The organism is Rhizobium sp. 21-4511-3d, from assembly GCF_053522545.1.
In genome coordinates this window covers 96,507-122,218 of the sequence record NZ_JBNWCF010000014.1, presented here as the reverse complement: position 1 = coordinate 122,218, position 25,712 = coordinate 96,507, and the positions used below count along the sequence as shown (strand labels likewise).

Below are 25,712 nucleotides of genomic sequence, written 5' to 3'. Positions count from 1 at the left end.
ACGCAACGAGTAGCGAAACGATCTCGGCCCGGCGCGGTTTCAGATGCTTCCTCCCGGGGAAGATTCGCTTGCCAGTCGAAACGCTCCGATGAGGGATCAGGTTCAGAGCCAATAACCCATTGATTCAGCTTAACTAACGGCCAAAGAAAACGGCTGACAACCGAGCAGCGGTCATCCGTCTCAGTTCGCGAGTGCATTTCTTATCCTGCGAGCTTTCTCCCTGCTCTGTTGTTCTTGAGAAGTGCCATCAGCATCGGGCCAAGCGAAAACTCACCTCGCTCTGACCGCTTCGTCAGGTCACGCAGGTACCCCCCTGGCGAATTGATCATGTTCGAGCGCTCCAAAATGCAAGCCATCGCAACAGCCGCATTTTCTGGACCCATCGCTCCGCACGCTTCTTCGTACGCAGATGGGCTTACTCCGAGCATTGAACGGACGACGACCGCAGCGCTCATGAGTTCGCGCCAGTGTTCGATGCTGCCGCCGGGCCCGTAGTCACTGATTTGGGGGCAAGCCCGAAGCACCATACCCAGCGGAAATGCCTTGATCGGCTCAATGTTTGGCTGGCCGCTGGCCCGATCCCCAGTCTGCGTTTCACGTTCTTGCTCCAACTTCTCGCCCTGCTCCTTTTCAGAGCTAGGTTCAAGTTCATAGATGGATTCGGGTTTTGAATTCTGTATGTGACGACCATTTTGAATGGCATTGCCGTCCGTTGTTTCGGCTTTCATCTGGATTTCCAGCTGGTTAAGCACCTCTTCGCGAAGAAGTTCCATTTCATTGAGCGTAGACTCAACCTGTTGGCGGGTCGCATAGCGCGGAAGCCGCCCCAGTATCCCGACATACGTACCCTCGACGACTTCCCAGTCGCCGCTGGCACCTTCCTCAATAGCGGCAGTGATAAGCTTGCGGACATCCCGCCGGCAGATGGTCAACGCTTCTTTGGCTCTACGGAACCGGATCCGCTCAGCAACTACGTCCTGGGCGAGCTGAGCGAGTTCTGCCGACCGGACGGCCAACGGCGCCAAGTCGAAACCGTATGCCTGCTCGATCTCGCCATCCCGATCTCGATGAGCGTAGCGCTTTCCATTGGGGCTATCGCGTCGCTGAATAAGCCCTGCCTCGACGAGCGCAGCCAAATGCCTGCGTAGCGTCGTCTCCGCCATTCCATGAGCGCGGAGTGATAGCTGGCCATTTGACGGAAAGACAATCAGCCCGCGCTCGGTATCGAGTTCGTTTTCAGGGAAGAACGTTAATAGCGCATCGAGCACAGCGAGGGCTCGGTCCTGAAGGCCTAAGCGTTCCCGCGCCTCGCTGATATCACGGAAAACCTTCCATTTATCAGCACGTTTTTGGGCCTTCGACTCTGCGATGGAAAGCTGCCCTTTTACCAGGGCGAGCGTCATCGATCGCCGCCCAAAGGGCGTCGACACATGTCCCGTTTGCATACTTCTCTCACCTTTCGTCAGGCAAAAGAAATCAGCTCACCAAATCGGTGCCATAGACTCTTGACTGTGATTCCGGGAAATGCGATTCTCGATCTTGCTAAGGATAACGAGAGAGGCTTCCACGGGGTACCGTTTGGGGGCCTTTTTCTTTTGCGGTTTAATCTCCGTTGCTGTCAGGTTTAGACCGCTTGTATTCGTCATACAGCTGGTCCATGCGGCTCGATAGCCAGTCACTGAATGGCTTGGCTTCCACATTCGAAAGCTCGATGGCGACCTTTCTGGACTTGGCGTTCATCGAGAAATTCAATGAGCTATCACTCGATACCCACTCTTTCTCGGATGCCGACGCCTTTGGCTTCTTAGCATCCGACTTGGCTTTATATCGCTTGAGGTAATCGTGGAGATCGTCAAACCTACTGTCCTCGGAAAGTTCGAGAAACTCTGCAGTGCCGACGCGATCTGTCGAAGCGCGGAGTAGGGCAGGGGCCAGAACCAGCTGCCTGAGGCTCAGCCACTTGTCACGGCCTATCTTCTTCGATGCACCAAGAGCCTTAATGACGGCCGAAGGGACTGCCTCGACGACGCTAAGCATCTTCGAAAGCATGGCTTCGTCGATGGCTAGCGATGAACGCACCACATCCTTAGTCATTCCGGTCGCAAGCAAGTTCTGAGCAAAGTATGCACGCTCGATGAACGACAGGTTAGAACGGGCCGAGTTTTCCTGCCCCTGGGCAATGGCCGAGGCGATATCGTCGAGCTTCTTGACAACCGCCTTGACCGGAATGCCGAGCTCGCGGGCTACTTTAAGTCGTCGGTGGCCGAAGACGACCGTGTAGCGCTGCCCGTCTGAACTCGGACGCACAAGAATTGGGGTCGACTGCCCGGTTTCTTGGATCGCCCGCTTCAGCTCCTGATATTCCCTGCCATCATCCGAGAGGCGATCGGCGATGGAGGACGAGTCGAGCGACTGCGGATCCAACTCCACAATCACTTCGCCTTCCATTAGCTTCTTGGTATTTTCCGCAAGATCTTCGATCGACCGAACAACTGTCTTAGCGGCCCCGGTCATAGCGTAGCCCGGCTTTACCGGCGCTTTACCGGCGGAGATAGCAGCAAGGTCCAACTTTGCGAAAGGATTCTCACGCGACATTGCTTTCCTCCCGTTTCGGCGCCAGCGGCTGTAAGTTCCTGTAACTATTTACGAAGCGCCGGAAAAAAACGGCTGACAAGTGGGTCATTTGCGCCCCCATGCACTATGAATCAGCTCCATGATCTCGCCGTTTGTCGAGTTCAAGCTCTCTATAGCGCGATCGTATGTTGATCGGACGAAGTCGCCACGCTCAACCTCATACAAGGTCTGCTTCTTAATCGATGCGTCAGATATTGCTGTCGACTTCAGCACGTGATTTCGAAGCATGTGCTGTGCAAACATCGACTGCATGAAGCCGACCATCTGTGCCTGCGGTATGTCCGTTGGCTCGAACCGAGTCACCAAGTAACGGAACCATTCGACCCGGATTTCAGCGCCGGCCTCGGCAACTGGCGTCATGATCCCGCCGAGCATCATTAGGAACTGGCTCATGGACATAATGTCCAGCATCTGAGGATGAATGGTGATGAGGATGCCGGTAGAGGCCATCAGCGCGGTGATCGTCAGATAGCCAAGTTGTGGTGGGCAATCGATAACCACGACATCGTATCGATCATCAACGTCCTTAAGTGCATTGACGATGCGCATATGAAAAAGGCGCCCCTCGTCACCTTTCCTCGAGGAAATGGCGAGTGGGACGTCATACTCATATTCCTGCAATACGAGGTTCGCGGGCACGACATCGAGGCCAGGGATGTTAGTCGACTGGATGACATCAGCAATCGGCTTGCGCTCGTCATCGAAGCGCAGCGCTTCGTAGAGCGACGAAGTCTCGTCAAGTTCTGGTTGGATGCCGAACAGGGATGTTAGCGAGGCTTGCGGGTCAAGGTCGACCGCGAGAACCCGGTGGCCGGTCAGCGCGAGATACTGCGCAAGATGTGCGGCAGTCGTTGTTTTTCCGCTACCACCCTTAAAGTTCACAACGGACACCACCTGCAGAGGTTCGCCCTGCCGGCGCTTGGGAAGATAATATCGCTTGTCCGATTTCTTGTTGGTCTCGAGATATTCTCTCAGTTCGAGCATCTGATCGGCTGTATAGTAGCGGCGACCACTCACGGATTCGATTTCCGGACCTTTGCCTTCGGAATGAATCTGGCGAAGATGGCTTTGTGTGACGCCCATGAAATCTGCGACTTCACCAATCTGGAACTTTCGCAAACCCTTTCGAGCATCCGGCGGATACTGTTGGCTGCGCAGCATATGCAAAGCGCTGGAGATCTTTGATCCCTGCTCGGCGATCTCTAGATCAAAACGGTTAGGCAGCGGCTGGCTCATTTTGCGAACTATTTCCTTGGTGGTCACACTTTCGAAAAAATGGCCCCATAGCCATCATTTGCGCAACTATCATCCGATTCCGCCTAAGCGACAAGGAATTTAAAGTTAACAAAGTCTTAAGTCGACTCCGCGCATATCTCCTGAATCCCTCGATAATAATTATGAATCATTAGGTTAGATCAATTTTCGGCGTGTTCGAGCGTCCATATTTCTTGTGAGTCTAACGTCCAACTGCTGGCAGTAATTCTGGGCCGCTCCCGATTCGAGCCGAAACTGACGGAATCGGTTGCGACTCGCGAGGTGCAAAATTGCACATGGACTTCGCACGGCCACCGGGGTCTGTCTCCTCCTGCACTCAAATCGAGGAGACGAGCTTCCCTATGCTTCAGTCGCACTCTCGCCTTGTCCGCAAACTCCAGGACGCACTCGGCGAACACCTTTGTATTGCCCTTGAAGACCCAACCGTCGTTGAGATCATGCTCAATCCTGATGGTAAGCTTTTCATCGAACGCTTGGGGCACGGCGTCGCCCCTGCCGGCGAAATGCAGGCGACCGCCGCCGAGACTATTATCGGATCGGTCGCGCACGCTCTCCAGGCCGAAGCCGATGGAGAACGACCAATCATCTCCGGTGAGCTGCCGATCGGCGGACACCGCTTCGAAGGGCTTTTGCCACCCGTCGTCAATTCGCCGACGTTTACGATCCGCCGGCGCGCTTCGCGGCTTATTCCGCTCGACGACTATGTAACCGCAAAGATCATGACAGAAGCGCAGGCTTCCATAATCCGCAGCGCCATCACCAACCGGCTGAACATTGTCATCGCCGGCGGAACGGGCTCGGGCAAGACGACGCTTGCAAACGCGGTCATCGCAGAAATCGTCTCCGCTGCGCCTGAGGACAGGATGGTCATCCTCGAAGACACATCCGAAATCCGATGCGCCGCGGAAAATGCGGTCTGCCTCCACACGAGCGACGCGATCGATATGGCCCGACTTCTCAAGAGCACGATGCGCCTGCGTCCCGACCGCATCATCGTCGGCGAGGTCCGCGACGGCGCCGCACTGACCCTGCTGAAGGCCTGGAACACAGGGCATCCCGGAGGTGTCACGACGATCCACTCCAACTCCGCCATGTCAGCGCTTCGCCGTCTCGAGCAACTGACGTCGGAAGTCAGCCAGCAGCCCATGCAGGCCGTGATCGGCGAGGCTGTCGATCTCGTCATCTCTATCGAACGAGCCGGGCGAGGGCGCCGGGTGAGAGAGGTCCTCCATGTCGAGGGGTATAACGGCTCGCGCTACCAGACAGAACACTATCCGCAGATCGACGAGGACAGTCATGCAGCATAATCGCTCTCTCCGTTTGGGAATTATCGGCGCATTGCTTTGCGCTTCGCTTACCGGGCCGGCGCTTGCAGGTTCAGGAGGCGGAAGCCTTCCATGGGAAGGCCCCCTCGAGCAGATCCAGCAATCCATCACGGGTCCGGTTGCCGGATATATTGCCCTAGCGGCCGTCGCTATTGCCGGCGGCATGCTGATCTTCGGTGGCGAGCTCAACGATTTCGCACGGCGCTTGGTTTACGTGGTGCTGGTCGCTGGGATCCTGCTCGGCGCGACAACGATCGTCGGCCTCTTTGGCTCGACAGGCGCTTCGATCGGAGGCTCCTCTGCCGCCCAGCAAACCGGGCTCCCGAATGCAGATCGGGTCGGGGGAGGGGAGGGGCACCATGGCTGACGCTGGCGCCGGGCTTCGTCGCAACCGGATCCATCGCGCCTTGTCGCGGCCGAACCTCTTGATGGGAGCGGATCGAGAGCTGGTCTTGCTGACCGGCCTCGCGGCGATCATTCTCATCTTCGTCGTGCTGACCATCTACTCCGCCATGTTCGGCGTTGCGATTTGGATCGTGGTCGTCGGCGCGCTCCGCATCATGGCGAAATCTGACCCGATGATGCGCCAAGTTTATGCCCGCCACATGCGCTATCGAGCGCACTACCTTCCGACCTCCGCGCCGTGGCGCCGATACTGAGGAACTGCCGATGGTCGCCCTCCGCACATTCCGATCCACTGGTCCATCATTCGCAGACCTGGTCCCCTATGCAGGCCTTGTCGACAATGGCATTCTCCTGCTGAAGGACGGTAGTCTGATGGCCGGATGGTACTTTGCCGGTCCGGATTCCGAAAGCGCTACAGATTTCGAGCGCAACGAGCTTTCCCGCCAGATCAACGCGATCCTCTCGCGACTGGGTACTGGCTGGATGATCCAGGTCGAGGCCGTGCGGGTGCCGACGACTGAATACCCCTCGGCTGAACGCAGCCATTTTCCCGACACCGTGACGCTACTCATCGACGATGAACGCCGCAGACATTTTGGGCAGAAGCGTGGGCACTTCGAAAGCCGGCATGCTCTTATTCTCACCTATCGGCCGCCAGAGCGACGCCGATCCGGCCTGACCCGCTACATATACTCGGATCCCGAAAGTCGCTCAGCGAAATATGCCGACACGGCTCTCGATGCGTTTCGCCGTTCGATCCGCGAGATTGAGCAGTACCTCGGTAACGTTCTCTCGGTGCAGAGAATGCAGACCCGAGAGGTTTACGAACGGGACGGTGTTCGCGTTGCGCGCTATGATGAGCTCTTCCAGTTCATTCGATTTGCCATCACCGGCGAGAACCATCCCGTCCGCCTGCCTGAAATTCCGATGTATCTGGACTGGCTCGCAACAGCGGAGCTGGAGCATGGACTGACGCCGCGGGTCGAAGGCCGTTTCCTCGGCGTGATCGCGATCGATGGGCTCCCGGCCGAGAGTTGGCCGGGAATTTTGAACAGTCTGAATCTAATGCCACTGACCTATCGGTGGTCGTCGCGCTTCATCTTCCTCGATGCTGAGGAGGCCAAGCAGCGCCTGGAGCGAACCCGCAAGAAGTGGCAACAGAAAGTGCGGCCGTTCTTTGACCAGCTATTCCAGACGCAGTCCCGGTCGGTCGATCAGGACGCGATGGCCATGGTCGTCGAGACTGAGGACGCGATCGCTGAAGCCTCGTCGCAATTGGTGGCCTACGGCTACTACACGCCTGTTATCATTCTCTTCGACGAGAGCCGCTCGGCGCTGCAGGATAAAGCTGAAGCGGTTCGTCGCCTCATCCAGGCGGAAGGCTTCGGCGCCCGCATCGAGACGCTCAACGCGACCGATGCTTTTCTCGGCAGCCTACCGGGAAACTGGTACTGCAACATCCGCGAACCGCTGATCAACACACGCAATCTGGCAGACCTTGTTCCGCTGAACTCAGTTTGGTCGGGTCAGCCATCCGCGCCGTGCCCATTCTATCCGCCCGCTGCGCCGCCACTGATGCAGGTGGCGTCCGGCTCGACTCCCTTCCGACTGAACCTGCATGTCGACGACGTCGGCCATACTTTGATTTTCGGACCAACCGGTTCCGGCAAGTCGACGCTTCTCGCGCTGATCGCCGCGCAATTTTGCCGATACGAGAAGGCGCAAGTCTTCGCCTTCGACAAAGGCAATTCGATGCTGCCACTGACGCTCGGCGTCGGCGGTGACCACTACGAGATTGGTGGAGAGAGCGGGGAGGGGGCCAGACTTGCTTTCTGCCCTTTGTCAGAGCTCTCGACCGACGCAGATCGGGCTTGGGCCTCCGAGTGGATCGAGACCCTCGTTTCGCTTCAAGGCATGACGGTTGCGCCAGACCATCGAAACGCGATTTCGCGACAGATCGGACTGATGGCCTCGGCGCCTGGCCGCTCGCTGTCGGATTTCGTCAGTGGCGTCCAGATGCGCGAGATCAAGGATGCCCTCCATCACTACACCGTTGATGGCCCGATGGGTCAGCTCCTGGATGCGGAACAAGATGGCCTGACGCTTCGACGCTTTCAGTGCTTCGAAATCGAGCAGCTGATGAATATGGGCGAGCGCAATCTCGTGCCGGTACTGACTTATCTCTTCCGACGGATTGAAAAACGGCTTGATGGTTCGCCAAGTCTCATCGTTCTGGACGAGGCGTGGCTGATGCTCGGGCACCCGGTGTTCCGAGACAAGATCCGGGAATGGCTCAAGGTGCTGCGCAAGGCGAATTGCGCGGTCATCCTCGCAACGCAGTCGATCTCCGACGCCGAGCGCTCGGGTATCATCGACGTTTTGAAGGAATCTTGCCCAACCAAGATTTGCCTCCCGAACGGCGCTGCCCGAGAAACCGGCACCCGCGAATTCTATGAGCGGATCGGCTTCAACGAGCGGCAAATTGAGATCGTCGCGAACGCCATCCCGAAACGCGAATACTACGTGACTTCGCCCGACGGCCGCAGGCTCTTCGATATGTCGCTTGGTCCGGTCACGCTTTCCTTCGTCGGCGCTTCTGGCAAGGCCGATCTAGCCCGCATCAGGGCGCTCTCATCGACCCACGGCCACAAATGGCCGGGTCAGTGGCTCATCGAAAGGGGGATCAACCGCTATGAGTGAAGCAGTCCAGTTCTTGAAAATCGGCAAATTGTTGGCGGTGGGGTTGGTCACCGCCGGGCTTATCGCAACGCCGAATGCGACCTACGCTGGAAGCGCGGTTACCGGCGCGACCGAGATGACGCAGATGCTCAACAATGGTGAGCTCATCCATCTTGTTGGTCAGTCGACCGAGCAGATCAATAACCAGATCAAGCAAATCACCCAGCTGGCCGAGCAGATCCAGAACCAGCTCAATATCTACCAGAACATGCTTCAGAATACCGCCCAACTTCCGAACCATATCTGGGGGCAGGTCGAAGGCGATCTGAACCAGTTGCGCGATGTCGTCAATCAGGGTCAAGGTATCGCCTTCTCCATGGGCAATGCCGACGACCTTCTGAAGCAACGCTTCAAAAGCTACTCGGACCTGAAGACGAACTTGCCGAATGCCCAGAGCTTTTCGTCGACCTATCAGACGTGGTCGAACACGAACCGCGACACGATAGCCAGCACACTCAAGGCTGCGAGCCTCACCGCCGATCAGTTCGACAGCGAAGAGGATACGATGGGCCAGCTTCGATCGATGTCGCAATCGGCGGACGGCCAGATGAAGGCGCTTCAGGTCGGCCACCAGATCGCCGCTCAGCAGGTCGCTCAGATGCAGAAGCTCCGCGGTATCGTCTCCCAGCAGACCACTATGATGGGAACCTGGTTGCAGAGCGAACAGACAGACAAGGATCTCGCACAAGCTCGTCGCGAGAAATTCTTCAATGCCGACGTCCAATCCATTCCCTCCGGACAGAAAATGGAGCCGCGCTGGTGACCCGGCCCCTACTGATCGCCTGTGTTTGCATCGTGGTTGCAGGGGCTGCTGCGATCACCATCGTTGTGACCCGAGGAGAAAGCTCCGTTGCATCCCAAATGAGTGAAGAACAACGAGCAACACGCGAGAAGTTCTTCGGTACGGGCAAGACCATCCCGCCGATCCAAAAAGGCCAGGAGATGCGACCGAAATGGTAAAGCGCGGTCGCAGAAGCACCATGGTGGTTGCCGGTATCGCCTTCCTCGCGTTGGCGGCGCCGGCTATCGCTCAGCAAGGCCAAGTCCTGACGGAATTAGAAAACCAGGTCTCGACGGCCGCCAAAGGCTGGGAAACCACCGTCATGGATGCGGCGAAATCATTGTTCTGGATCCTCGCGGGTATCGAGGTTGGCATTGCCGCCGTGTGGCTCGCGATCCAGGCAGCATCGCTTGACAGTTGGTTCGCCGAGCTCGTCCGGCGCATCATGTTCATCGGCTTTTTCGCCTTCGCGCTCACACAGGGACCGACTTTCGCCAAGGCTGTCGTCGATAGCCTTTTCCAGATCGGCGCCGGTGGCGGCTCTGCATCTCCGGCCGAAGTCTTTGACGCTGGCATTCGAGTCGCCTCTCAGATGTCAGAACAGGCGAAGTTCGGCGTCTTTGAGGACAATGCCCTGGCGATCGCCGCGGTGCTCGCCATGGGCATCGTCGTCATCTGCTTCTCACTGGTGGCGGCAATCTTCGTCTCTGTCATGGTCGAGATGTATGTTGGCCTGCTGGCAGGCATGATCATGCTGGGGCTCGGCGGCTCATCTTTCACCAAAGACTTTGCGATCCGCTATCTCGTCTATGCCTTTGGCGTCGGGATGAAGCTGATGGCCTTGGTCATGATCGCCAAAATCGGATCCAACGTCCTGCTCGGCCTTGCACAGGCGCCTACTGCCGAAAGCGACCAATTCATCACAACGCTCGCGATTGCCGGCATCTCCGTCGTCGTCTTCATCATCGCGATGTATGTCCCGAACATCATTCAGGGCGTCGTGCAGGGGGCTTCGGTCTCCGGCGGCATGGAGACAATCCGGCACGGCGGACAGACGGCTTCATTTGCAGCTGGTGGCGCGTTTCTCGGCGCCGGTGCGGTCGGAGCTGGTTTTGCCGCCGCGCAGGCAGCGCGAGCCGGTGGATCCTCGGCCGCAGGCTCCGTGCTCAAAGGTATGGGCGCAAGTTTGAGCTCCGGCGCCATGGCTGCCGGATCCGCCGCCAGGGAGAAGGCGATCGGATCGCCCGGTGCCTATGCTGGCTCGCTTCTCGGTTTGGCCAACGCCAAGCTCGATCAGTCAAGGGGCAATCCGCCCACTCCAACGCCGCCCCCGGAAAGACCGGACAAACCATAGTTCACGGACAGGATCACACACATGGCAGGGCATCCCGCACCTGAGAACCCGTACCTTGCCGCAAGGCAGGAATGGTCGGAACGCTACGGCTCCTACCTCAAGGCGGCCTCCGCCTGGCGGGCCGTTGGCATTTTGAGCCTGGGATTGGCCGTTATCGGCGTCAGCTACGCGCTCTATCTCAGCACACAGGTCAAGCTTGTTCCTTACATCGTCGAGGTCGACAAACTCGGGAACACGGTTTCCGGCGGCTTCCCGCAGCAGATCGAATACGCCGACACGCGGGTCGTTCGCGCGACCCTTGGGAATTTCGTGACCAGCTTCCGTTCGATCACGCCGGATGCGGTGGTCCAGAAGCAATATATCGACCGCACCTATGCCCTGCTGCGGACGAGCGATGCCTCGACGCAAAAGGTCAACGCCTGGTTTCGCGGCAACTCGCCGTTCGAAAAGGCGGTCAACGCGACAGTGGCGATCGAGGTGAACAACATCGTCGCGCTTTCGAACCAGACTTATCAGATCGACTGGACCGAGTACGAGCGTGATCGCAAAGGCAAGGAGGTCGCAACCCGGCGCTTCCGCGGAATCGCGACCGTGTCGATCACGTCACCACAGGACGAAGCAACAATCCGGCTCAATCCGATCGGCGTCTATGTGACCGATTTCGACTGGACCGCGCAACTTTAAGGGCAGGATCTGCAATGAGGATCAAACACAAACACGCCGCTCTTCGCTGCATGCTGGCGCTTGCCTTATCAGCCGCGGTTTCGACGACGGCTATTGCTCAAAATCTGACGGGCAATGAGGTGAAGGGGACGAACCTTTCCGGAAAATGGCGGGGACAGGCCGGGCTGGTGACACGCGGACCGGACGGTAAGGTGATCTTTCTCTTCGGTGAGACGCAGCCGTCTGTCGTCTGCTCGCCCTTGCAGGTCTGCGATATCGAGCTGCAGGGCGGTGAAATCGTCCGCGACGTGCTGGTTGGCGATACTGTTCGGTGGAAGGTCGAACCGGCAACCTCTGGCGCCGCAGGCGGTCAGGCGATCCACCTGATCGTCAAGCCGTCCGAGCCGGGGCTTGTCACGTCCATGGTGGTGACCACCTCTCGCCGGACCTATCATATCCAGCTGAAGTCACATCCCACGCAATACATGGCCCGCGTCGGGTTCGAGTATCCCGAGGATGCCGCCACAAAGCTCTCCGACATCAACGCCCGCCTCCAGGCCATGACTGGGCCGGAGGGCGGTGTCGCTCCCGAACAGCTGGCATTCTCCTATGCCTTGAGCGGAAGCGCTCCCTGGCGCCCCAAGCGCGTCTATTCCGATGGGCAAAAGACCTACATTCAGTTCCCCCGTGCAATCTCCGGTCAAGATGCACCGGTCCTGTTCGTCGTCTCGGGCGGCCAGAACCGCATCGTCAATTACCGGATGAAGAACGACATGATGATCGTCGACTACAATATCGACAAGGCGGTACTGATATCAGGGGTCGGCTGGAAACAGCAGAAGATCACGATCCGGCGGGGAGGATGAACCATGCAGCTCCACCGCCTGATTCCGATTGCAATCGCTTTCGCCCTAACTGGATGCCAGACGGCAACCGACGGGCTCTCCACAGCTGCTGCACCCGCCGAAATCACCGGGCCTGCCGCTGGCGCTATTGCCGGCGACATGGCAGGACGGTTCGCCGAGCAAGCCGGATCGACGACCACTCCCATCAAACTGCACAAGGACACGTCTGAATACTCCGTTGCGCTCGAGGCGGCGTTGAAGGGTTGGGGCTTTGCAGTCGTTACGGATGACAAGAGCGCGGGCGCGAAGGATTCAAACAAGCCGGTAGAGCTGGCCTATTCGATTGCTGCGGTAGACGGGCAGGTCCTCGCGCGCCTGTCGACGGACACCATGTCGCTCGGCCGGGCATATTCAGTCAGCAATGGTATTGCGACGCCGGCAAGCCCTCTTTCCCTCATGAAGCGAAACTGACAGGCGGAGACGATCATGGTCCAATCGCTGCAACTGGGAACGTCAAATCAATCGGCTGACGACAAAGGGATGAAGCGCCTCAACCGCGTGCCTCTATTTATCGGCCTCGCGATCCTGGTGCTGTTCCTCGCCGTACTCGTTTACGGCCTTTCCTCGCGTGGGCTGAGGTTTGGTCAGCACGACCCGAACGACGGTGCTTCTGGCACGCCGGCTTCGACCTTCGCCGATCAGCTGAAGCGAGGTGTCAAAGACGGAATTATCGGCGATCGAGAGGAACAGCCGCCGGTGTTTCAGCCAACGCCGGTCCCTCAGCAACAGGCCGCCGCCCAGCCGGCGGAGGCAGCGCCAAGGGTCGAACCACGGGAGCCGCGCAGGTCTCGCATGGAATCGGACGAAGAATGGAATGCGCGGATGCTTCGTGAGCAGCGAGAGCAGATCTTTCGCGAACAGCAGCGGCAGCGCATGGCGAGCCTACAGGCGAGGGGGGCGGCTCTCGATTCGCCGTTAAAGGTCGACATATCAGAGGTCTCGGCCGAAGTGCCGAGGGCCGCATCTACCGGAGCGCGTCAATCGAACACCTCGCCGAGCGGCGCGCAGGATCTTTATGCAGCAGCGTTGAGAGCGGGCGCGGCCGGTCAAGTCGATCAGAACGGACAAACATCCAAGGAAGATTTCTTCAACGCTGATATCAAGGAGCTGGGCTATTTGCCCAATCAAGTCGTGCCTCAGCAGTCACCTTATGAACTGAAACGTGGGTCCGTAATCCCCGCGATACTGATATCAGGCATAAACTCAGACCTGCCGGGCCGCATCACCGCCCAGATCAGCCAGAACGTTTATGACAGTGCGACTGGCCACTATAAACTTATACCTCAGGGCACGAAGCTTCTTGGTCGTTACGATAGCAAAGTGTCTTTCGGCCAGAACCGTGTCCTCGTTGTCTGGACCGACGTCATCTTCCCGAATGGCTCCACACTTCAGATCGGCGGTATGGCCGGGACCGACTCTGAGGGTTACGGCGGCTTCAACGACAAGGTCGACAACCACTATATCAGGACCTTCGGCTCAGCTGCGCTCGTCGCGCTCATCGGGACTGGGATCGACATGTCGATGCCTGAGAGTTCAACGCTTGCCACACAGGACACGGCCTCGGACGCGGCGCGTCGGAATTTTGCCGAGACTTTTGGGAGGGTCGCCGAGCAGACCATCTCGAAAAACCTTAATGTCCAGCCGACGATCAAGATCAGACCCGGATACCGGTTCAATGTGCTCGTAGATCAGGACATCATTTTCCCGGGCAACTACGGGGGGTAAAGTGCCAGTCCGACGGGGTTTACACGAAGGAGGAGATAGTCGATGGCCGACAGGATGTCAGAGCGTGCGAAAGACGCTCTCGATCGTATAATACGACAACTCTACGCTATCGCGCCCGAAGTCGATACGATTGCCACAGACTGCGCGAATGCGCTGCAGTCAAACGGTAATGCTGACGGCGACTACATCTCAAAGCGGACCATGAAGGCGTTGTCTGAAATTCGAGAGGCAATTGCGGAACTCTATGCGGCAGGCCACGCCGTCATGGAGGAGCGGAACCGTTTTTTCGGAAGGCCTAGGGTAAGGCGATAATCTGCTAGTCTTCTCGTTCGCAGTTTCTCTAGCGAACGCTATTGCTTTCCGGCCAAGAAAGTTTTCGCTTCGTCGGTCAGGATCAATGCCGGGCTTCCGCCGAAGGCGACCTCGCGAACAAGGTCTTGCTGCTCCAACCGTTCAATCGTCTTGGTCGTGACCCGACGGTCTCCGATAAGCCAAACTCGACCCAAGCGCTTTTGATGCCTAAACCTGGCAATGGCAGCCAATACATCTAGCGAAGTCTTCGTGATGGATGTCGCGTCAGGTTTCATTACACCGATCCGTTTCCATAGTATCACGTAGGAGTCAGCCTGTTCACCTTCAAGATGGTGACCTTCCCGTGTAAGGCCTCGGGATGTTAGACCGGAAGAACGAGTCGCGGGGGAACAGCATGCCGTTTTACAGAGTGACTTCGCACACCTTGCTTATCGAAGCCGGCAATCCCACCGATGCAGCGATGACTGCTTACCGGATGTTCGAAGATCGAACGCCCACAGATTTTGAGGTTGTCGGTCCAGACACGGAGGTCAACGAGGTCCGCCTAACCTCGGAGCAACAAGACGAGGCCATCACAATCGCATTCACGAGGCGATCTGCGTCTTAGAACTCAGCAGAGCTGTCGAAGCTGCGCGGCGAACTTCATCATCACATGAAACATCGCATAGTCCATCCTGCAAAACTGCAGTGGAAGTGCCATCAGCCAGTCGCTAAAATTAACTCTCAAGACAGTACGCGCTATGTTGCTCGATTCTCATACGAGCAACCTGTTAGCGCAAAGCAGTGCGTGGATTTTGGGAGAAACTATGGATCGCGAGAGAAACGACATTACCGCGGAAATCGACTTGCGGCCGATTGTCGGACTGCTCTCGAATGAGCCCGACCAAGTTATCGAAATCCTGACGATCGATGCGATCAAGAAACATCGCATGTTGGTTGATCGCGCAGAAAGACTGTTCCAAATCGCCCAAGGAGGTGACAGTGACGCCAAGGAGCCGCGTGAAGCACATATAGCGTATCTGGAGGCGACGATCGAGATGCACGCTCAGATGTCGGCGCTCACAACACTTCTCACCATTTTGGGCCGAACGCCGAAGGTTTAATCAAATCAAGCCGCGGCGGATCGCCAGGGCCACGAGCTGCGTGTTGTTGCAGAGGTCATAACGGCGCCTTGCCTCTGCGAGCGCAATGCGGACGGTATTGTATTTGACGTGCTCAATTTCCGCCGTGTCTTCTACCGTTTTGCCCAGCGAGAGCCATCGTGTGTAGGTCGCCTCCTTTGGCGAAAGATAAAACGGCTCCTGGATCGAGGGAGTTACCTTCAGTTGCTCGATGCGGGCATGGAGCTGCCCGACTGCAGAAGATGCAGCGATAGGATCGATCTCGTCCCAGGCGCTCAAAGCTGCCTTTGGTGAGACGAAGCTGAGTACTGAAATACCACCATTAGAAATCGCAATGGGCATGGTAACGCCTGAGCGGATTCCGAATTGCGATGCTGTTTCATAAAATGTCTGATCCTCCTCCAGCGTAGTCCCGCTTTCTGAAGCCCCTGACCAGATGAAGGCGCGACGGGATTGTTGAGCTCTCTTCATGATCGGGTGTCGTCGTTCGAGGTCCAACTTTCTGCTACGTTTCAGCCAATCTGAAGACAGGTTTGATATCACGTAAAAGTCGCCTGGCAGCAGTTTGGCGTAGTCATAGCCCGTAAATTCGAACCGTTCTGCCAAATCTGCCAATGCGGTCTTCAGCGTTGCTTCATCGTGTGCGACAGCGCCGATCTCCAAGAGCCCCGCGACGAGTTGGTTCATCTCAATCCCCTCCATTCAGTGCTCATCCCCAGACACCGCGCCTCATCGCGGTACCGGTGGAGCCTGGATGTTACTGCCCAACCCTTTGCTATCATCAACGAGCGCCGACAGCTCCAGGTTGATTCATTTGGTAACGCATGTCGATCACCCGCTATGCGTTTATGGAAAATTTATCCAACCTGAATTCGGTAATAGGTGATTGAGTGATTTGGCACGATGTAATATGAAGTGCAGCGAAACGAAACGAAATCAGAACTGGTAATCGATTGTTTCAGAACGGAAAATTATTTCTACCACCGCCGAATGATGGCAGTGATTGGAAGGAATTGTTCAAGAAACTGGCTGCAGCAGGGGCAGGCAGGACAGTCGGTGAAGACGGATTTCCTGCGGGCCCGTGGACGCCAGAGCTGCTTGCAGAGGCGATCTCACAGATCGATTCAAACCGCGCTGGGGTTGATTTGCGAACCGTTCAACTTTGGTTTCAGGAGAACGACCGGGGAATTAGCGCGGCCAACATCCGTTGGCTTGCCAGGGTTTTCGGGTGTGATGATCCGGAGGCCACGGCTGCATGGCAGGTCGAGCTGAGTGGCGCTCAGACGCGGCTTCAGGCCAAGCGACGCGAGGCGAAAAAGGCAGACGACCGTGCGACAGATCGGCCAGAGCCTCCACCGGAACCCGAAGGTTACGTTGAGCAGTCGTCGGCGGTTGAGACCGCACCGGATGCCGAACCCGTACGGAACGCCGATCGGAAGATGCAGCGGATCGGGTTAGCGCGAAGATCGGAGATGCTTTTTAACGGCGGTTCGCCGTTGAACCTGCCCGCGGTAATCTTTGCCGGGGCAACCGCACTCGGTTTTCTATCCTACATCTTGGGGATCCACAGCGCCGTGTACCTCCGGGCGGACAATGTTGCGAAACAGGTTGGGTTTCTCTGGGCACCGAATTGGACGTTCCTATTCATGGTGCTCTTGCCGCTGTTTTTTGCACTGGTCACCGAACTGCTCGCCTTTTGGACGAGGGAGGGGCGCTTAAAGCTGTGCGCAAAGAGCGATAGGACAACTGGCCACCACAACTGGTCGCAAGCTGTGGAGGGCTCCTCCTTTTCATATTGGGCAGTTTTCGTGATCTGTGTGTTGTTCGCTGGTATTCTTCAATGGATCGGCGTCTGCCTGATCCCACTGCTGAAAGGCGGAGCAGACTACGCGACAAGCTGGGGCACGCTGGCAATTGTGCGACCGGAGGTCATTTCGGTCCCGGTGTCGATCGGATTCACCGCTCTCGCTTATCTCTATATGTGCCTTTGCTTTTACCTGTTTTTCGCCGGGCTCATATTGCTCCACACGATGATCCACGATCTCAGGAGGATGGGTCTGGATACAACCGTCGTTCAGAAAGGTGGATCTCAAGGCGAGGCCTATGAGCTGTGCTTGAAATTAATGCGCGGGATATTTCGTTGCACAATTCTAGGCCTTCTGGTCGCGCTGTGCATGAAGGCTCAAAGCTCGTATCTGACATCGAACGCCAGAGACATCCTCGACTGGTTGGCCGGGGATTTGACTTCAGCTCTGTCCGGACGTAATGGCGCCAGCAATGGGTTCCACTATCGGATGCCTACCCATTATAGCAGCCTGCTTGTTGCGCTCTCGACGATCGTCGTTTTTGTCTATGGCTCGATCTGCCTGCGAGGCATCGGCTCGCGATTTAACAAACCTCTCTGGAAGATGGCAGCGGTCGTGACATTGCTGTTTGCCGCTTACCTATTGATTGATGCGTTCGTCGGGTTCTCCATCTTGTTGGGCATCAGTATGTTCGTCGCGGTGTTAAGCCTGGTTGACCCCCGCCTAGGCAGCCGGCGGTCCAACGACATAGGAAGCAGACAAATTGTATCTTAGCTGGCTCGATCGGTGGGATGAACAGCGCGCGCGACGCGGAGAGGACGGGAAGGAAACGACGAGTTTCGTCCTCGATGCAGACCGTGCGTTTCCGGGAGAGAGAATCGCCACCTTCCGCGAGTTTTGTAACCGAGCCGAGGAAGCGTCGACGGATCGGTCGTTTTTTGACGAGCAGAGCAGCGGCGATCAACGCTTCGACGTAAGCGATCATCGGATCAAGTTCCCATCGGGCATTTACACCGATGTCGCAGAGAACAATATCGTCTGGGCGAAAATCACAGAGAGCGGAAATCGGAACAAGGCACTGGTGATTTTTCACCATTGGAACGCTCGCGGCCGCAACGTTCAAATTGCCAGCTTCTTGTCACGACGAGGCATCACAGTCATCGAGATCGCGATGCCTTACCACTTCGAGCGTAGCCGACCCGGCTCATTGCACGCGGATTATATGCTGAGCGCCAACCTTGGTCGAACAATCCAGGCCGTGAGGCAGGCCGTCTGTGATGGAAGAAGACTCATCCGTTGGCTGAAAGGCAAGGGCTATCGAGAAGTCTCGGTGCTCGGCATGAGCCTTGGTTCCTGGGTCGCAGGATTGATTGCCGCGCATGATGCGAACGTTTCGAAGGTTTCGCTATTTCTGACGGGTGGGAGCCTCGCGGATATGGTGTGGACCGGTCGGGCGACACGATCAATCCGTAGGAGCCTCGAGCCCGAGATCGACCTGACTGATCTCAGACGGGCATGGAGCCCACTCAATCTCGAGAACTATGTGCATCGTTTGGCTCGGCGAGATCTCGAGATTCAGATGGTATTGGCCAAAAGAGACACGGTGGTATTGCCTGAGCTATCGGAGAGCCTGATACGCGGTTTGACGAACGCTGGCGGCCGACCGCAAATTCTGAAGCTAAACTGTGGACACTATTCCCTCGGTAAATTGCCATACATTGTATCCGCAGGCTTGAGTCTGAAGCGGTTTCTGTCCTGATCTGTTCGGCCATCGTATAGGCGGAAATGAATGTTCGCAGCGTGTCGGCGTTACGATCTCACGCTTGTTGCCCAAGCTCCGAGGTTTGCGCTTTAGCGGGAATCCGTGTAATAAACGGCAAGAGTTGGCTCAGGAGGGCCTCGACGATGACAGACATCCAGCTGGAGGCGCTTATCGCGCTCATGGAAAAGCGTGCAGAAGACGCCGCCAAGTCTCCAGAGGATGCACGCCGTCATCTGATGGACGCCGGCATTGTGTCTGCCGATGGCAAGCTCGCTCCGGAATACGCGCGCGACGACGACGCTGAGGAAGCGGCCGCCGCTTGAGTTCCAATTATCCCGCTTACGTGCTCGGCTACCACGGTTGCGACAAGGCTGTTGGCATGGCTGCGCTAACTGGCGCATCGCCCCTCCGTCCGAGCGAAAAAGCGTACGACTGGCTCGGCTCCGGCATCTATTTTTGGGAAAATGATCCTGAACGTGCCCTCGAATGGGCGACGCAAAAAGCCGAATCCGGCGCGTATGAAGAGCCATTCGTGGTCGGCGCGATCATCGATCTCGGCAACTGCCTGGACCTCATCACACGCAAATACGTTCCGCTGATTCAGACCAGCTACCGCATGCTGAAAAGCCAGATCCAGGCCACCGGCGGAACCATGCCGGTGAATTCCGATGCCAGAGGCGATAAGAATTCCGACAAACTGGTTCGGAAGCTGGATTGCGCTGTTATCAACTACGTTCACCAGCTCGCCCAGGAAGCCGCCCTTCCAGCATTCGACACGGTTCGAGGGCTGTTTCCAGAAGGAGACGAAATCTACGATGGCGCTCGCTTTCACGAGCGTACCCATACGCAGATCGCCGTTCGCAACGACGCGTGCATCAAAGGGTTTTTCCTTCCGCGGGGAGACGCGCCGGCGCTGACTTTTCCGGTTTCGCCACAGCGTTAACTCATTTCCACCGCTCGTTATTTTTGTCCGCCTATCCTTGAGAGATCGATCCTAATTCCTGCCTCGGTGGCCTTACCCGGCTCGGCTGATTGGGACCTATCTTCACTCTCGGGAGAAGATGCTGTAGCTTCACCATCGTCAGCCGGCTTTTCTGAGCTTCTATTCATGAAGGTCGGACCACCGGGATCGTTGGCTCGGAACACGTTGTCGCCCTCGAAGGTTCCTGTCTTCCAAGCGTAGATCGTATCATCGACCAACTGCGGAAGGAGCTCGCTGTTCGTGGGACGGCCATACCACTTGGTGACGATGCGGGCGACCTTCGCAAATATGCCTGTCCCCGTTCGCAAGTTCGCGCAAGTGTCGAACATGTCTGGCTGAAGCTGTGACGGGTCGCCAACGCCAACGCCCGCGGGAAACTGTGTGATGCCGACGCGAACGATTGCATGACCGACATAGTCCTTGACCACAGCCATCGCCTCGTCGGGAGAGCGAGGTTTGGGAATGAGAACAAGCCGACCATCCGCCTTCACGGTTACGGCCAGTGGATCGTCGGAACCGACGGCCGAGATGAACTGTTCGACGATAGCAGGGGCAAGGCTTGGGTCGGCGCATTTCGCGATAATGGCAGCGTCCATGACGATGGCTCCAAGGATCAGGTGTTGAAAGACATCACGAAAGGCTTGCCGAACAGCCGTGCCCAGGCTTCTGTGCTGGCACGCTGGATGGCGATGATCGAGGTTTCTTTGGTCCACCAGCCATTCCCGATTGCTATGATGAGATCAGGATCATGAAACATCGACTGCAGGATGGGCCAAGTGACCAGCTGCTCGTAGCAGATGAGTGGGGCCAAGCGCTGGCCGCCAACTGATACGATCGGATTTGCAAAGAAGTCCGCTCGGGCTCCGCCGCTCCTTCCAATCAGAGGCAACCAGGGCTGCCACATCGAGCCAGGCACTGGCATACGTTCGCGGTAGAGGATCTCGCCTTCGGTGGCCGAGACGTGTACTAACACATTTTCATAGCCTTCCGGATCGACAACGGCCGCGCCGGCGATGACGTCCACATCAGTCCCCGTGAGCTGCTGTTGCCACAGGCGATCGACCGATGGCGTCCAGAATCCGAGGGCGCTTTCAGGCAGGAGCATGTGGGCAGCGCTGGGCCTGCGTTGTGCGCGCAGCGTTGCAGCAAGGTCACTATGCCTGGCAAGACTGATATTGCGACCCAGACTATCTGCGAGCTGCAAGTCGACACCCTGCCAGCCACGCCCTATGTCCGGTGCGGTCCAGAATGCGGCGGACCAGAGCCAGAAGCTTACGAGGGCTATGGCTGCAGCCGGTCTATATCGCGTCGTCATGATCGCAAGACCGGCTGCCACTGCCCCCAGTCCGGCCCAACCCCATGCAGGGAAAAGTACGCCGGCCGCCGTTACTGGATGCGCCCACCCGACAATCCCGAACGGTGGAACCGCCATGAGGGCCATCGCGATCGTGTATCGCAGGGCTTTCCACCCCCCTGAATGGGCCGACCACAGGGCGGTGTGAACGAGAACGAAGCCGCTTGACGCGACAAGCCACAAGATCAACCCCGGCCAGATGTCGGAATGGTAGAAGGCAGCCACGCCTTGCGGGAGACCGCGCGACGCCGCCAGAAAGTAGGCAGCGGCAACGGCGCTTGCGGCGCGACGATTGCGTGCCATTGACCAAAGCGCCGGGAACACGATTGCCGCAGGCAGGGCCAAGACGTGTCCACTCCAGGCGATATAGCCCGTCGCCGCTGAAGCGAGGACGAGGGAAAGGGGCTGGAGCCAATCACGGCGCATAGGTGAGCACCTGTTTTGCGAGGCCAAGGACACCGGAGGCAGGGACCGGCCCGAAGTATCGCGAGTCCCAGGATCCCGGAAATGGCGAGTGGAGGAACAGGAATCCGGCGGGGACCGTTCCTCCTTCGTATGGGTACAATGGCCGTCCGCGTCCGTCCCAAGAAACGAGGTTCGAGCCTGCGATCTGTCGCCCATCGATCGTGAGGCCTCCAGCAACTTCGATGCGCGCTCCGGCAACTGCAGCCACCGTCTTGATTAGGGGACCAAAGCCGCCTGGGCAAAGGCCCGAACGCAGGTAGCCTCGCTCAATCCCCTCTGAAATGGCGTCCGTCTGTGGCGGGCAGACAAACACCATGTCGCCGACCTGAACCGGACGATCGAGGGGCGCGACACGCCACAATCCGAGCGGTTCGCTGGGTGTGGTGTTGATCCGCAGGCCGCCTATGGTGCCGCTGATAATCACCACCAGGGCAGCACCGGTTGACGTTGCGAGAAGGGCGAGAGCCAGGCGCCTTTGGCGTGCGACGGCAGGGGTAAAGAAAATATAAGACCTCATTTCAGCGACAACCCTTTCGTCTGGCTCAGCCGCATGGCTTCCGCCTGTTTCAGCGCCACAGCTGTCCGTTCATGCGCGGCCAATTGCTGAACAGTCCGGATCGTGTCCCAAGCCGACCGCAGCTCTTGTCTCTGCGCTGGCTGCATGCCCGCAGACGCTGCCTCGAATGCCATCCCGTCCGCGGTCTTCGCCGCAAGCGGCAGGAAGGTTCGTTCTCCGAAGCGCCCCGACACGGCCTTGGCAAACCCTTCAAGCTCAGCCTTCACCATCTTGTCTGCCAAGGCGAACTCGAGACCGGCAGGGACATCGTTTCGATCGATCGCATCGCGCACCCGCTCGAGGACTTGCTTCGCCGATGCGGAGAGTGCTGGAATGTCAAGCGAGAGCTTGGTGCGGACCGCGCGTTCCTCGTCCTCATAGCGGCTGGCCGCCTCTGAGCGTTGCGCGATGAAGCCCTCCAGGTCGCGGGCAAGGGCTGGCGCGTTGACAAGTGCAGTATCGCGCGCCTGCTTCTCGGCGCTGCCGGCGAACAGCCCCGTCTTCCCCTTCAACGCGCCGAAGCTTTCCGGCTGCTCTGCAATCCGCATAAGCGTCGTTGCGGCAACCGATCCATTCGCCAGCATGGCATCGACATTGACTGCCTTGAAGGCGGCCTGCGGATCCGCAAAGACGTGATGGAAGCGAGCGGAAACCTCCTGCCAGCTATCCTTCAGGCCAGCGTCGGCCGAGAGCCTGTCTTCAACCGCCTGACCGATCGATCTGGGGAAGGTCTTTGTACCTGAGACCATGGGTTTTGCCTCCTTGATTGCAGATGATGTCGATGCCTTCGTTCGACCAAGACCGAGCTTCACTGCGGCGGCGGCAAGGCGCGTGCCGAGCTCGGCGAGTTTCGATGATTGACGGACGGTCCATTGGATCTGATCGTGCGCGATCGTGCGGGCCACGTTCATGAGGTGGAGGCCCCGCGCCTCGGCGAACCGAAGCGCAGCGCGATAGTGCGAGGCGTCCTGATAGTCGAGCGTCGTTTCCTTCGATCCGACACGCGCGAGCCGCTCATGAAGGCGGGCCATCGCCAGCTCCTCGATCGGCACAACCTTCCAGGAATTCCTGTCGACTTCTGTTCCGTCGGGAAGCGTGACCCGCTGCGATCCGATGTGCTTCAGGCCGATGCGATCACCGATTTCGGCTTTCGATTCATTCATCGCCCGCGCGAGATCGACGCCCCAGACGGTGCGCTCCTGGCCATCAGAGTAACCGAGCGTCACATAATAGCTGTCCCGGTTGCCCGGCTTGTGCTCGTAGGGCGCTTTGCCGTGGTCTATCAGCACGCCGCCGCGCCGTTGCGCGAATTCCTCCAGCCCGACATAGAGCTCTGCCGTCTCGCGGTGGCGGGTCATGGCGACATAGGAGAGATGCCGATCGAGGGTGTTCGACGCCAGCATCTTGACGCGGTCGACGGTGGCGCCCTGACTCTTGTGGACCGTGGTGGCGTAACCGTGATCGACATTGGCGTAGAAGCGCTGTTCGACGACGACCTGGCGTCTATCTTCGCCGCTGCCAATCTCAGCAACGATCCGCCCTGGCTGGGCCCCGACAACGCGCGCCAACATGCCGTTCTTGACGCCGAGCGATCCTTCATTCTTCAGGAAGACGATCTGATCGCCGGCAGCAAACTGCCTCGTCCCGTCTTCCGTCTTGAACGCATGACCGGCCTCGATCACGCCCCGGTCGACCAGCGTGCCACGTGCCATCTCGTTCAACAGCCGCACATCGACACGGCGATGGGCAAGGATCAGGGTCGCCTTGGCCGGATCGTAGTCGTGGTCCCAGTCGGCAATCAAAGAGGTTATCGCCTCGTCCCTGGTCCAAGCAGTCCGCACCATATCGCGATCCGCGTAAGCGTCGAGCGCAGCCGACACGTTTCCTCGCGCCAGATCGAGTGAGGCATCGCGCATCCATTGTTCGCGCTGGCGGTAGATGGTCCCGAGTTCCGCATAGCCGATCAGCTCGGAGATGGCGCGAAAAGCAGCACCGGCTTCGATTGGCTGCAACTGCTCGGGATCTCCGACCAAGACGAGTTTAGCCCCTCTCTCTGTGACAGCATCAACGAAGCGCGCCATCTGCCGGGACGAGACCATGCCCGCCTCGTCGAGGACGAAGACGGTCTTCTCATCGAGCCGGTCTCGCTGCTGATCCCATCTCAGTTCCCAGGCCGATAGCGTGCGGGAGGCGATGCCGGCTTCTTTCTCCAGTCCTTCCGCCGCCTTGCCCGCCAATGCACCGCCAACGACGCGGTATCCGGCCGCTTCCCAGGCTTCGCGCGCCGCCTTCATCATCGTCGTCTTGCCGGCGCCGGCGCGGCCGATCACGGCGGCAATCCGCTGCGGACCGGCGACATGCTCGATCGCAGTCTTCTGCTCGTCGGACAGGCGGTGATGGCGAGAGAATACGCCGTTCAGGACCGCTGGTTTGACGGCATGAGGCGATCGCTGCGAAAGCCAGATCGCCTGGTTGGCCATCTGCGCTTCAACACGGATCAGCTCCCGCGTCGTAAACTTCGCCGCTGCCCTGACGCCGGTGGTGAGATTCGTGCGCTCACGGTCGAGCCGCAGCGTCTGCGGGCTCTGAAGGATCCGCGCCATCAGGTTCTGGAACAGCGCCGCATCGTCGATATAGCGATAGAGTACCTTGGCGACATCGCGCTCTTCGAAGACGCTCTTTTCGCGGCTGATGAGGTCCAGCACGATCTCCGGATTGCGCTGAATCCGCCGCGCGTTTTCAACGCGGCGTCCCTCCTGCAGCTCCAGCCGCTCGAGCGCGACCGTCTCCTCCGCAGCGTCGCCCTTCCGCTCGATCGCCTTCGTCCCGACGCCGAGATGGATGGTCGGTGTCAGCTCGATCCCTTGCTTTTCGAAGGACCGTCCATCGATACGGATATCGAGGCCCGCCAGCGCCAGATGCTGATTTTGGATCGCAAACCATCCGTCGCGAAAGGCGTTGAAGTCGTCGGCTCCGCCGGCCCAAAGCTCGTAGACGATCTTGCCGACATCGTTACGGACAGGATGGCCGTCCAGTGCCAAAACCGCGACCTTCTTGGCGCCGAACCCTTCCTCGGTCAGCGGCCGCAAAGTCGTCATCAAATGGATGTGCGGGTTGCCCGGGGCATCGTGAAACACCCAGTCGGCAACCATACCCTTGGCAATGATATGCCGCTCGACAAAATCCCTGACCAGCGCGATGTTCTGATCTGCGGAAAGCTCGATCGGCAGGGCGATGGTCACATCCTTGGCGAGCTGTGCGTCGCTCCGTTTCTCGAATGCCTCGACCTTGTTCCAAAAGGCCTCAGAGGCACCAGAGACCGAACGATCGGCAATCATCGCCTGCAGCCATTCCGGTGCATCCTCGGGAACGACGAACTCCTCATGCAGCAGCCCCTGCTTGCGGCTGTAGTCGATCGTGCGGGCTTCCCGCTCGAACTCCATCTTGGCGCAATGCCGATAGGCCGCCGACAGCACGGCGCTGCGGCCGGAGCCGCGAGCAACGATGCTGACTGAAAAATGCGGCACGGCCACGCTTAGAATTCCCTCT

General features: G+C 58.3%; 26 protein-coding genes. 17 read left to right on the top strand and 9 right to left on the bottom strand.

Translation table 11 applies throughout. The annotated features are described in order from the left end of the window. Positions 1-200: 200 nt before the first annotated feature. The 3 genes from repC to repA form a co-directional block, all read right to left on the bottom strand. Positions 201-1,445, bottom strand: coding sequence for a plasmid replication protein RepC (repC, locus tag ACQZ5H_RS26275; RefSeq protein WP_449099414.1), 1,245 nt, complete (start codon positions 1,443-1,445; stop codon positions 201-203). A 157-nt stretch (positions 1,446-1,602) separates the two neighbouring features. Next, complete coding sequence (gene repB, locus ACQZ5H_RS26270; RefSeq protein ID WP_449099413.1) at positions 1,603-2,595, bottom strand: plasmid partitioning protein RepB; 993 nt, start codon at positions 2,593-2,595, stop codon at positions 1,603-1,605. A gap of 84 nt (positions 2,596-2,679) precedes the next feature. Further along, positions 2,680-3,870: a plasmid partitioning protein RepA gene (repA, locus tag ACQZ5H_RS26265; RefSeq protein ID WP_174000971.1), complete on the bottom strand. Its 1,191-nt coding sequence runs from the start codon at positions 3,868-3,870 to the stop codon at positions 2,680-2,682. 380 nt (positions 3,871-4,250) lie between these two features. Between repA and trbB the strand changes: the two genes are divergently transcribed. From trbB to ACQZ5H_RS26205, 12 genes are read left to right on the top strand one after another with little or no spacing between them, the layout of a single operon-like run. Then, a complete protein-coding gene (gene trbB, locus ACQZ5H_RS26260) occupies positions 4,251-5,216 on the top strand; it encodes a P-type conjugative transfer ATPase TrbB (RefSeq protein ID WP_449099412.1) in 966 nt (321 codons plus the stop codon). Continuing rightward, positions 5,206-5,601, top strand: coding sequence for a TrbC/VirB2 family protein (locus ACQZ5H_RS26255; protein WP_449099411.1), 396 nt, complete (start codon positions 5,206-5,208; stop codon positions 5,599-5,601). The genes trbB and ACQZ5H_RS26255 overlap by 11 nt, the downstream gene beginning before the upstream one ends. Further along, positions 5,594-5,893, top strand: a complete 300-nt coding sequence (locus tag ACQZ5H_RS26250; RefSeq protein ID WP_449099410.1) for a conjugal transfer protein TrbD — start codon at positions 5,594-5,596, stop codon at positions 5,891-5,893. Before ACQZ5H_RS26255 ends, ACQZ5H_RS26250 begins: the two co-directional genes overlap by 8 nt. A 10-nt stretch (positions 5,894-5,903) precedes the next feature. Beyond that, positions 5,904-8,339, top strand: coding sequence for a conjugal transfer protein TrbE (locus ACQZ5H_RS26245; protein WP_449099409.1), 2,436 nt, complete (start codon positions 5,904-5,906; stop codon positions 8,337-8,339). Beyond that, the gene (trbJ, locus tag ACQZ5H_RS26240; protein ID WP_449099408.1) at positions 8,332-9,141 is read left to right on the top strand and encodes a P-type conjugative transfer protein TrbJ; all 810 of its coding nucleotides are present in this window, start codon (positions 8,332-8,334) and stop codon (positions 9,139-9,141) included. The genes ACQZ5H_RS26245 and trbJ overlap by 8 nt, the downstream gene beginning before the upstream one ends. Then, positions 9,138-9,338, top strand: coding sequence for an entry exclusion protein TrbK (gene trbK, locus ACQZ5H_RS26235; protein ID WP_449099407.1), 201 nt, complete (start codon positions 9,138-9,140; stop codon positions 9,336-9,338). The genes trbJ and trbK overlap by 4 nt, the downstream gene beginning before the upstream one ends. Further along, entirely contained in the window at positions 9,332-10,513 is a 1,182-nt protein-coding gene (trbL, locus tag ACQZ5H_RS26230; protein ID WP_449099406.1) for a P-type conjugative transfer protein TrbL, read from the top strand. The genes trbK and trbL overlap by 7 nt, the downstream gene beginning before the upstream one ends. A 21-nt stretch (positions 10,514-10,534) precedes the next feature. After that, positions 10,535-11,197 carry a conjugal transfer protein TrbF gene (locus tag ACQZ5H_RS26225; protein WP_449099405.1) on the top strand — a complete coding sequence of 221 codons (663 nt, stop codon included), beginning with the start codon at positions 10,535-10,537 and terminating at the stop codon, positions 11,195-11,197. Positions 11,198-11,211: 14 nt separating this feature from the next. Further along, complete coding sequence (trbG, locus tag ACQZ5H_RS26220) at positions 11,212-12,042, top strand: P-type conjugative transfer protein TrbG (protein ID WP_449099404.1); 831 nt, start codon at positions 11,212-11,214, stop codon at positions 12,040-12,042. A 3-nt stretch (positions 12,043-12,045) separates the two neighbouring features. Next, positions 12,046-12,492, top strand: a complete 447-nt coding sequence (gene trbH, locus ACQZ5H_RS26215) for a conjugal transfer protein TrbH (RefSeq protein WP_449099403.1) — start codon at positions 12,046-12,048, stop codon at positions 12,490-12,492. A 15-nt stretch (positions 12,493-12,507) separates the two neighbouring features. Beyond that, a complete protein-coding gene (gene trbI, locus ACQZ5H_RS26210; RefSeq protein WP_449099402.1) occupies positions 12,508-13,806 on the top strand; it encodes an IncP-type conjugal transfer protein TrbI in 1,299 nt (432 codons plus the stop codon). 42 nt (positions 13,807-13,848) lie between these two features. Next, complete coding sequence (locus ACQZ5H_RS26205; protein WP_449099401.1) at positions 13,849-14,118, top strand: hypothetical protein; 270 nt, start codon at positions 13,849-13,851, stop codon at positions 14,116-14,118. Positions 14,119-14,156: 38 nt separating this feature from the next. Here ACQZ5H_RS26205 and ACQZ5H_RS26200 read toward each other — a convergent pair whose 3' ends face one another. Continuing rightward, on the bottom strand, positions 14,157-14,393 hold the full coding sequence (locus tag ACQZ5H_RS26200) for a hypothetical protein (RefSeq protein ID WP_449099400.1): 237 nt from the start codon (positions 14,391-14,393) through the stop codon (positions 14,157-14,159). Between the two features lie 531 nt (positions 14,394-14,924). Here ACQZ5H_RS26200 and ACQZ5H_RS26195 point away from each other — a divergent pair. Beyond that, positions 14,925-15,221: a transcriptional repressor TraM gene (locus ACQZ5H_RS26195; RefSeq protein WP_449099399.1), complete on the top strand. Its 297-nt coding sequence runs from the start codon at positions 14,925-14,927 to the stop codon at positions 15,219-15,221. Here the strand turns inward: ACQZ5H_RS26195 and ACQZ5H_RS26190 are convergent, their stop codons facing one another. Next, positions 15,222-15,926, bottom strand: a complete 705-nt coding sequence (locus ACQZ5H_RS26190) for an autoinducer binding domain-containing protein (RefSeq protein ID WP_449099398.1) — start codon at positions 15,924-15,926, stop codon at positions 15,222-15,224. 266 nt (positions 15,927-16,192) lie between these two features. On the opposite strand from ACQZ5H_RS26190, the gene ACQZ5H_RS26185 reads away from it, so the two are divergent. The 4 genes from ACQZ5H_RS26185 (at position 16,193) to ACQZ5H_RS26170 (ending at position 19,749) form a co-directional block, all read left to right on the top strand. Next, positions 16,193-17,818 (top strand): RcgA family putative transporter, encoded by a 1,626-nt coding sequence (locus tag ACQZ5H_RS26185; RefSeq protein WP_449099397.1) that lies wholly within the window; start codon positions 16,193-16,195, stop codon positions 17,816-17,818. Beyond that, positions 17,808-18,803 (top strand): RcgR family putative quorum lactone hydrolase, encoded by a 996-nt coding sequence (locus ACQZ5H_RS26180; protein ID WP_449099396.1) that lies wholly within the window; start codon positions 17,808-17,810, stop codon positions 18,801-18,803. The genes ACQZ5H_RS26185 and ACQZ5H_RS26180 overlap by 11 nt, the downstream gene beginning before the upstream one ends. A 146-nt stretch (positions 18,804-18,949) precedes the next feature. Next, positions 18,950-19,129, top strand: a complete 180-nt coding sequence (locus ACQZ5H_RS26175; RefSeq protein ID WP_174000954.1) for a hypothetical protein — start codon at positions 18,950-18,952, stop codon at positions 19,127-19,129. Beyond that, complete coding sequence (locus ACQZ5H_RS26170) at positions 19,126-19,749, top strand: hypothetical protein (RefSeq protein ID WP_449099395.1); 624 nt, start codon at positions 19,126-19,128, stop codon at positions 19,747-19,749. Before ACQZ5H_RS26175 ends, ACQZ5H_RS26170 begins: the two co-directional genes overlap by 4 nt. 17 nt (positions 19,750-19,766) lie before the next feature. Here ACQZ5H_RS26170 and ACQZ5H_RS26165 read toward each other — a convergent pair whose 3' ends face one another. The 4 genes from ACQZ5H_RS26165 to traA are packed head-to-tail and all read right to left on the bottom strand — an operon-like array spanning position 19,767 to position 25,696. Beyond that, entirely contained in the window at positions 19,767-20,384 is a 618-nt protein-coding gene (locus ACQZ5H_RS26165) for a TraH family protein (RefSeq protein WP_449099394.1), read from the bottom strand. A 17-nt stretch (positions 20,385-20,401) separates the two neighbouring features. Beyond that, positions 20,402-21,568, bottom strand: coding sequence for a conjugal transfer protein TraB (locus ACQZ5H_RS26160; RefSeq protein WP_449099393.1), 1,167 nt, complete (start codon positions 21,566-21,568; stop codon positions 20,402-20,404). Then, positions 21,558-22,124, bottom strand: coding sequence for a conjugative transfer signal peptidase TraF (gene traF / locus ACQZ5H_RS26155; RefSeq protein WP_449099392.1), 567 nt, complete (start codon positions 22,122-22,124; stop codon positions 21,558-21,560). The genes ACQZ5H_RS26160 and traF overlap by 11 nt, the downstream gene beginning before the upstream one ends. Further along, on the bottom strand, positions 22,121-25,696 hold the full coding sequence (gene traA, locus ACQZ5H_RS26150; protein WP_449099391.1) for a Ti-type conjugative transfer relaxase TraA: 3,576 nt from the start codon (positions 25,694-25,696) through the stop codon (positions 22,121-22,123). Before traA ends, traF begins: the two co-directional genes overlap by 4 nt. Positions 25,697-25,712 lie beyond the last annotated feature (16 nt).

What these genes read in the sequence shown, in the direction of transcription:
- trbJ (WP_449099408.1), top strand. Translation starts at nt 8,332, where the DNA reads ATGAGTGAAGCAGTCCAGTTCTTGAAAATCGGCAAATTGTTGGCGGTG.
- ACQZ5H_RS26225 (WP_449099405.1), top strand. Translation starts at nt 10,535, where the DNA reads ATGGCAGGGCATCCCGCACCTGAGAACCCGTACCTTGCCGCAAGGCAG.
- trbG (WP_449099404.1), top strand. Translation starts at nt 11,212, where the DNA reads ATGAGGATCAAACACAAACACGCCGCTCTTCGCTGCATGCTGGCGCTT.
- trbI (WP_449099402.1), top strand. Translation starts at nt 12,508, where the DNA reads ATGGTCCAATCGCTGCAACTGGGAACGTCAAATCAATCGGCTGACGAC.
- ACQZ5H_RS26175 (WP_174000954.1), top strand. Translation starts at nt 18,950, where the DNA reads ATGACAGACATCCAGCTGGAGGCGCTTATCGCGCTCATGGAAAAGCGT.
- ACQZ5H_RS26245 (WP_449099409.1), top strand. Translation starts at nt 5,904, where the DNA reads ATGGTCGCCCTCCGCACATTCCGATCCACTGGTCCATCATTCGCAGAC.
- trbB (WP_449099412.1), top strand. Translation starts at nt 4,251, where the DNA reads ATGCTTCAGTCGCACTCTCGCCTTGTCCGCAAACTCCAGGACGCACTC.
- ACQZ5H_RS26165 (WP_449099394.1), bottom strand. Translation starts at nt 20,384, where the DNA reads ATGGACGCTGCCATTATCGCGAAATGCGCCGACCCAAGCCTTGCCCCT.
- ACQZ5H_RS26195 (WP_449099399.1), top strand. Translation starts at nt 14,925, where the DNA reads ATGGATCGCGAGAGAAACGACATTACCGCGGAAATCGACTTGCGGCCG.
- trbL (WP_449099406.1), top strand. Translation starts at nt 9,332, where the DNA reads ATGGTAAAGCGCGGTCGCAGAAGCACCATGGTGGTTGCCGGTATCGCC.
- ACQZ5H_RS26160 (WP_449099393.1), bottom strand. Translation starts at nt 21,568, where the DNA reads ATGCGCCGTGATTGGCTCCAGCCCCTTTCCCTCGTCCTCGCTTCAGCG.
- repC (WP_449099414.1), bottom strand. Translation starts at nt 1,445, where the DNA reads ATGCAAACGGGACATGTGTCGACGCCCTTTGGGCGGCGATCGATGACG.
- ACQZ5H_RS26200 (WP_449099400.1), bottom strand. Translation starts at nt 14,393, where the DNA reads ATGAAACCTGACGCGACATCCATCACGAAGACTTCGCTAGATGTATTG.
- ACQZ5H_RS26190 (WP_449099398.1), bottom strand. Translation starts at nt 15,926, where the DNA reads ATGAACCAACTCGTCGCGGGGCTCTTGGAGATCGGCGCTGTCGCACAC.
- ACQZ5H_RS26250 (WP_449099410.1), top strand. Translation starts at nt 5,594, where the DNA reads ATGGCTGACGCTGGCGCCGGGCTTCGTCGCAACCGGATCCATCGCGCC.
- ACQZ5H_RS26255 (WP_449099411.1), top strand. Translation starts at nt 5,206, where the DNA reads ATGCAGCATAATCGCTCTCTCCGTTTGGGAATTATCGGCGCATTGCTT.
- trbH (WP_449099403.1), top strand. Translation starts at nt 12,046, where the DNA reads ATGCAGCTCCACCGCCTGATTCCGATTGCAATCGCTTTCGCCCTAACT.
- repA (WP_174000971.1), bottom strand. Translation starts at nt 3,870, where the DNA reads ATGAGCCAGCCGCTGCCTAACCGTTTTGATCTAGAGATCGCCGAGCAG.
- traF (WP_449099392.1), bottom strand. Translation starts at nt 22,124, where the DNA reads ATGAGGTCTTATATTTTCTTTACCCCTGCCGTCGCACGCCAAAGGCGC.
- ACQZ5H_RS26205 (WP_449099401.1), top strand. Translation starts at nt 13,849, where the DNA reads ATGGCCGACAGGATGTCAGAGCGTGCGAAAGACGCTCTCGATCGTATA.
- repB (WP_449099413.1), bottom strand. Translation starts at nt 2,595, where the DNA reads ATGTCGCGTGAGAATCCTTTCGCAAAGTTGGACCTTGCTGCTATCTCC.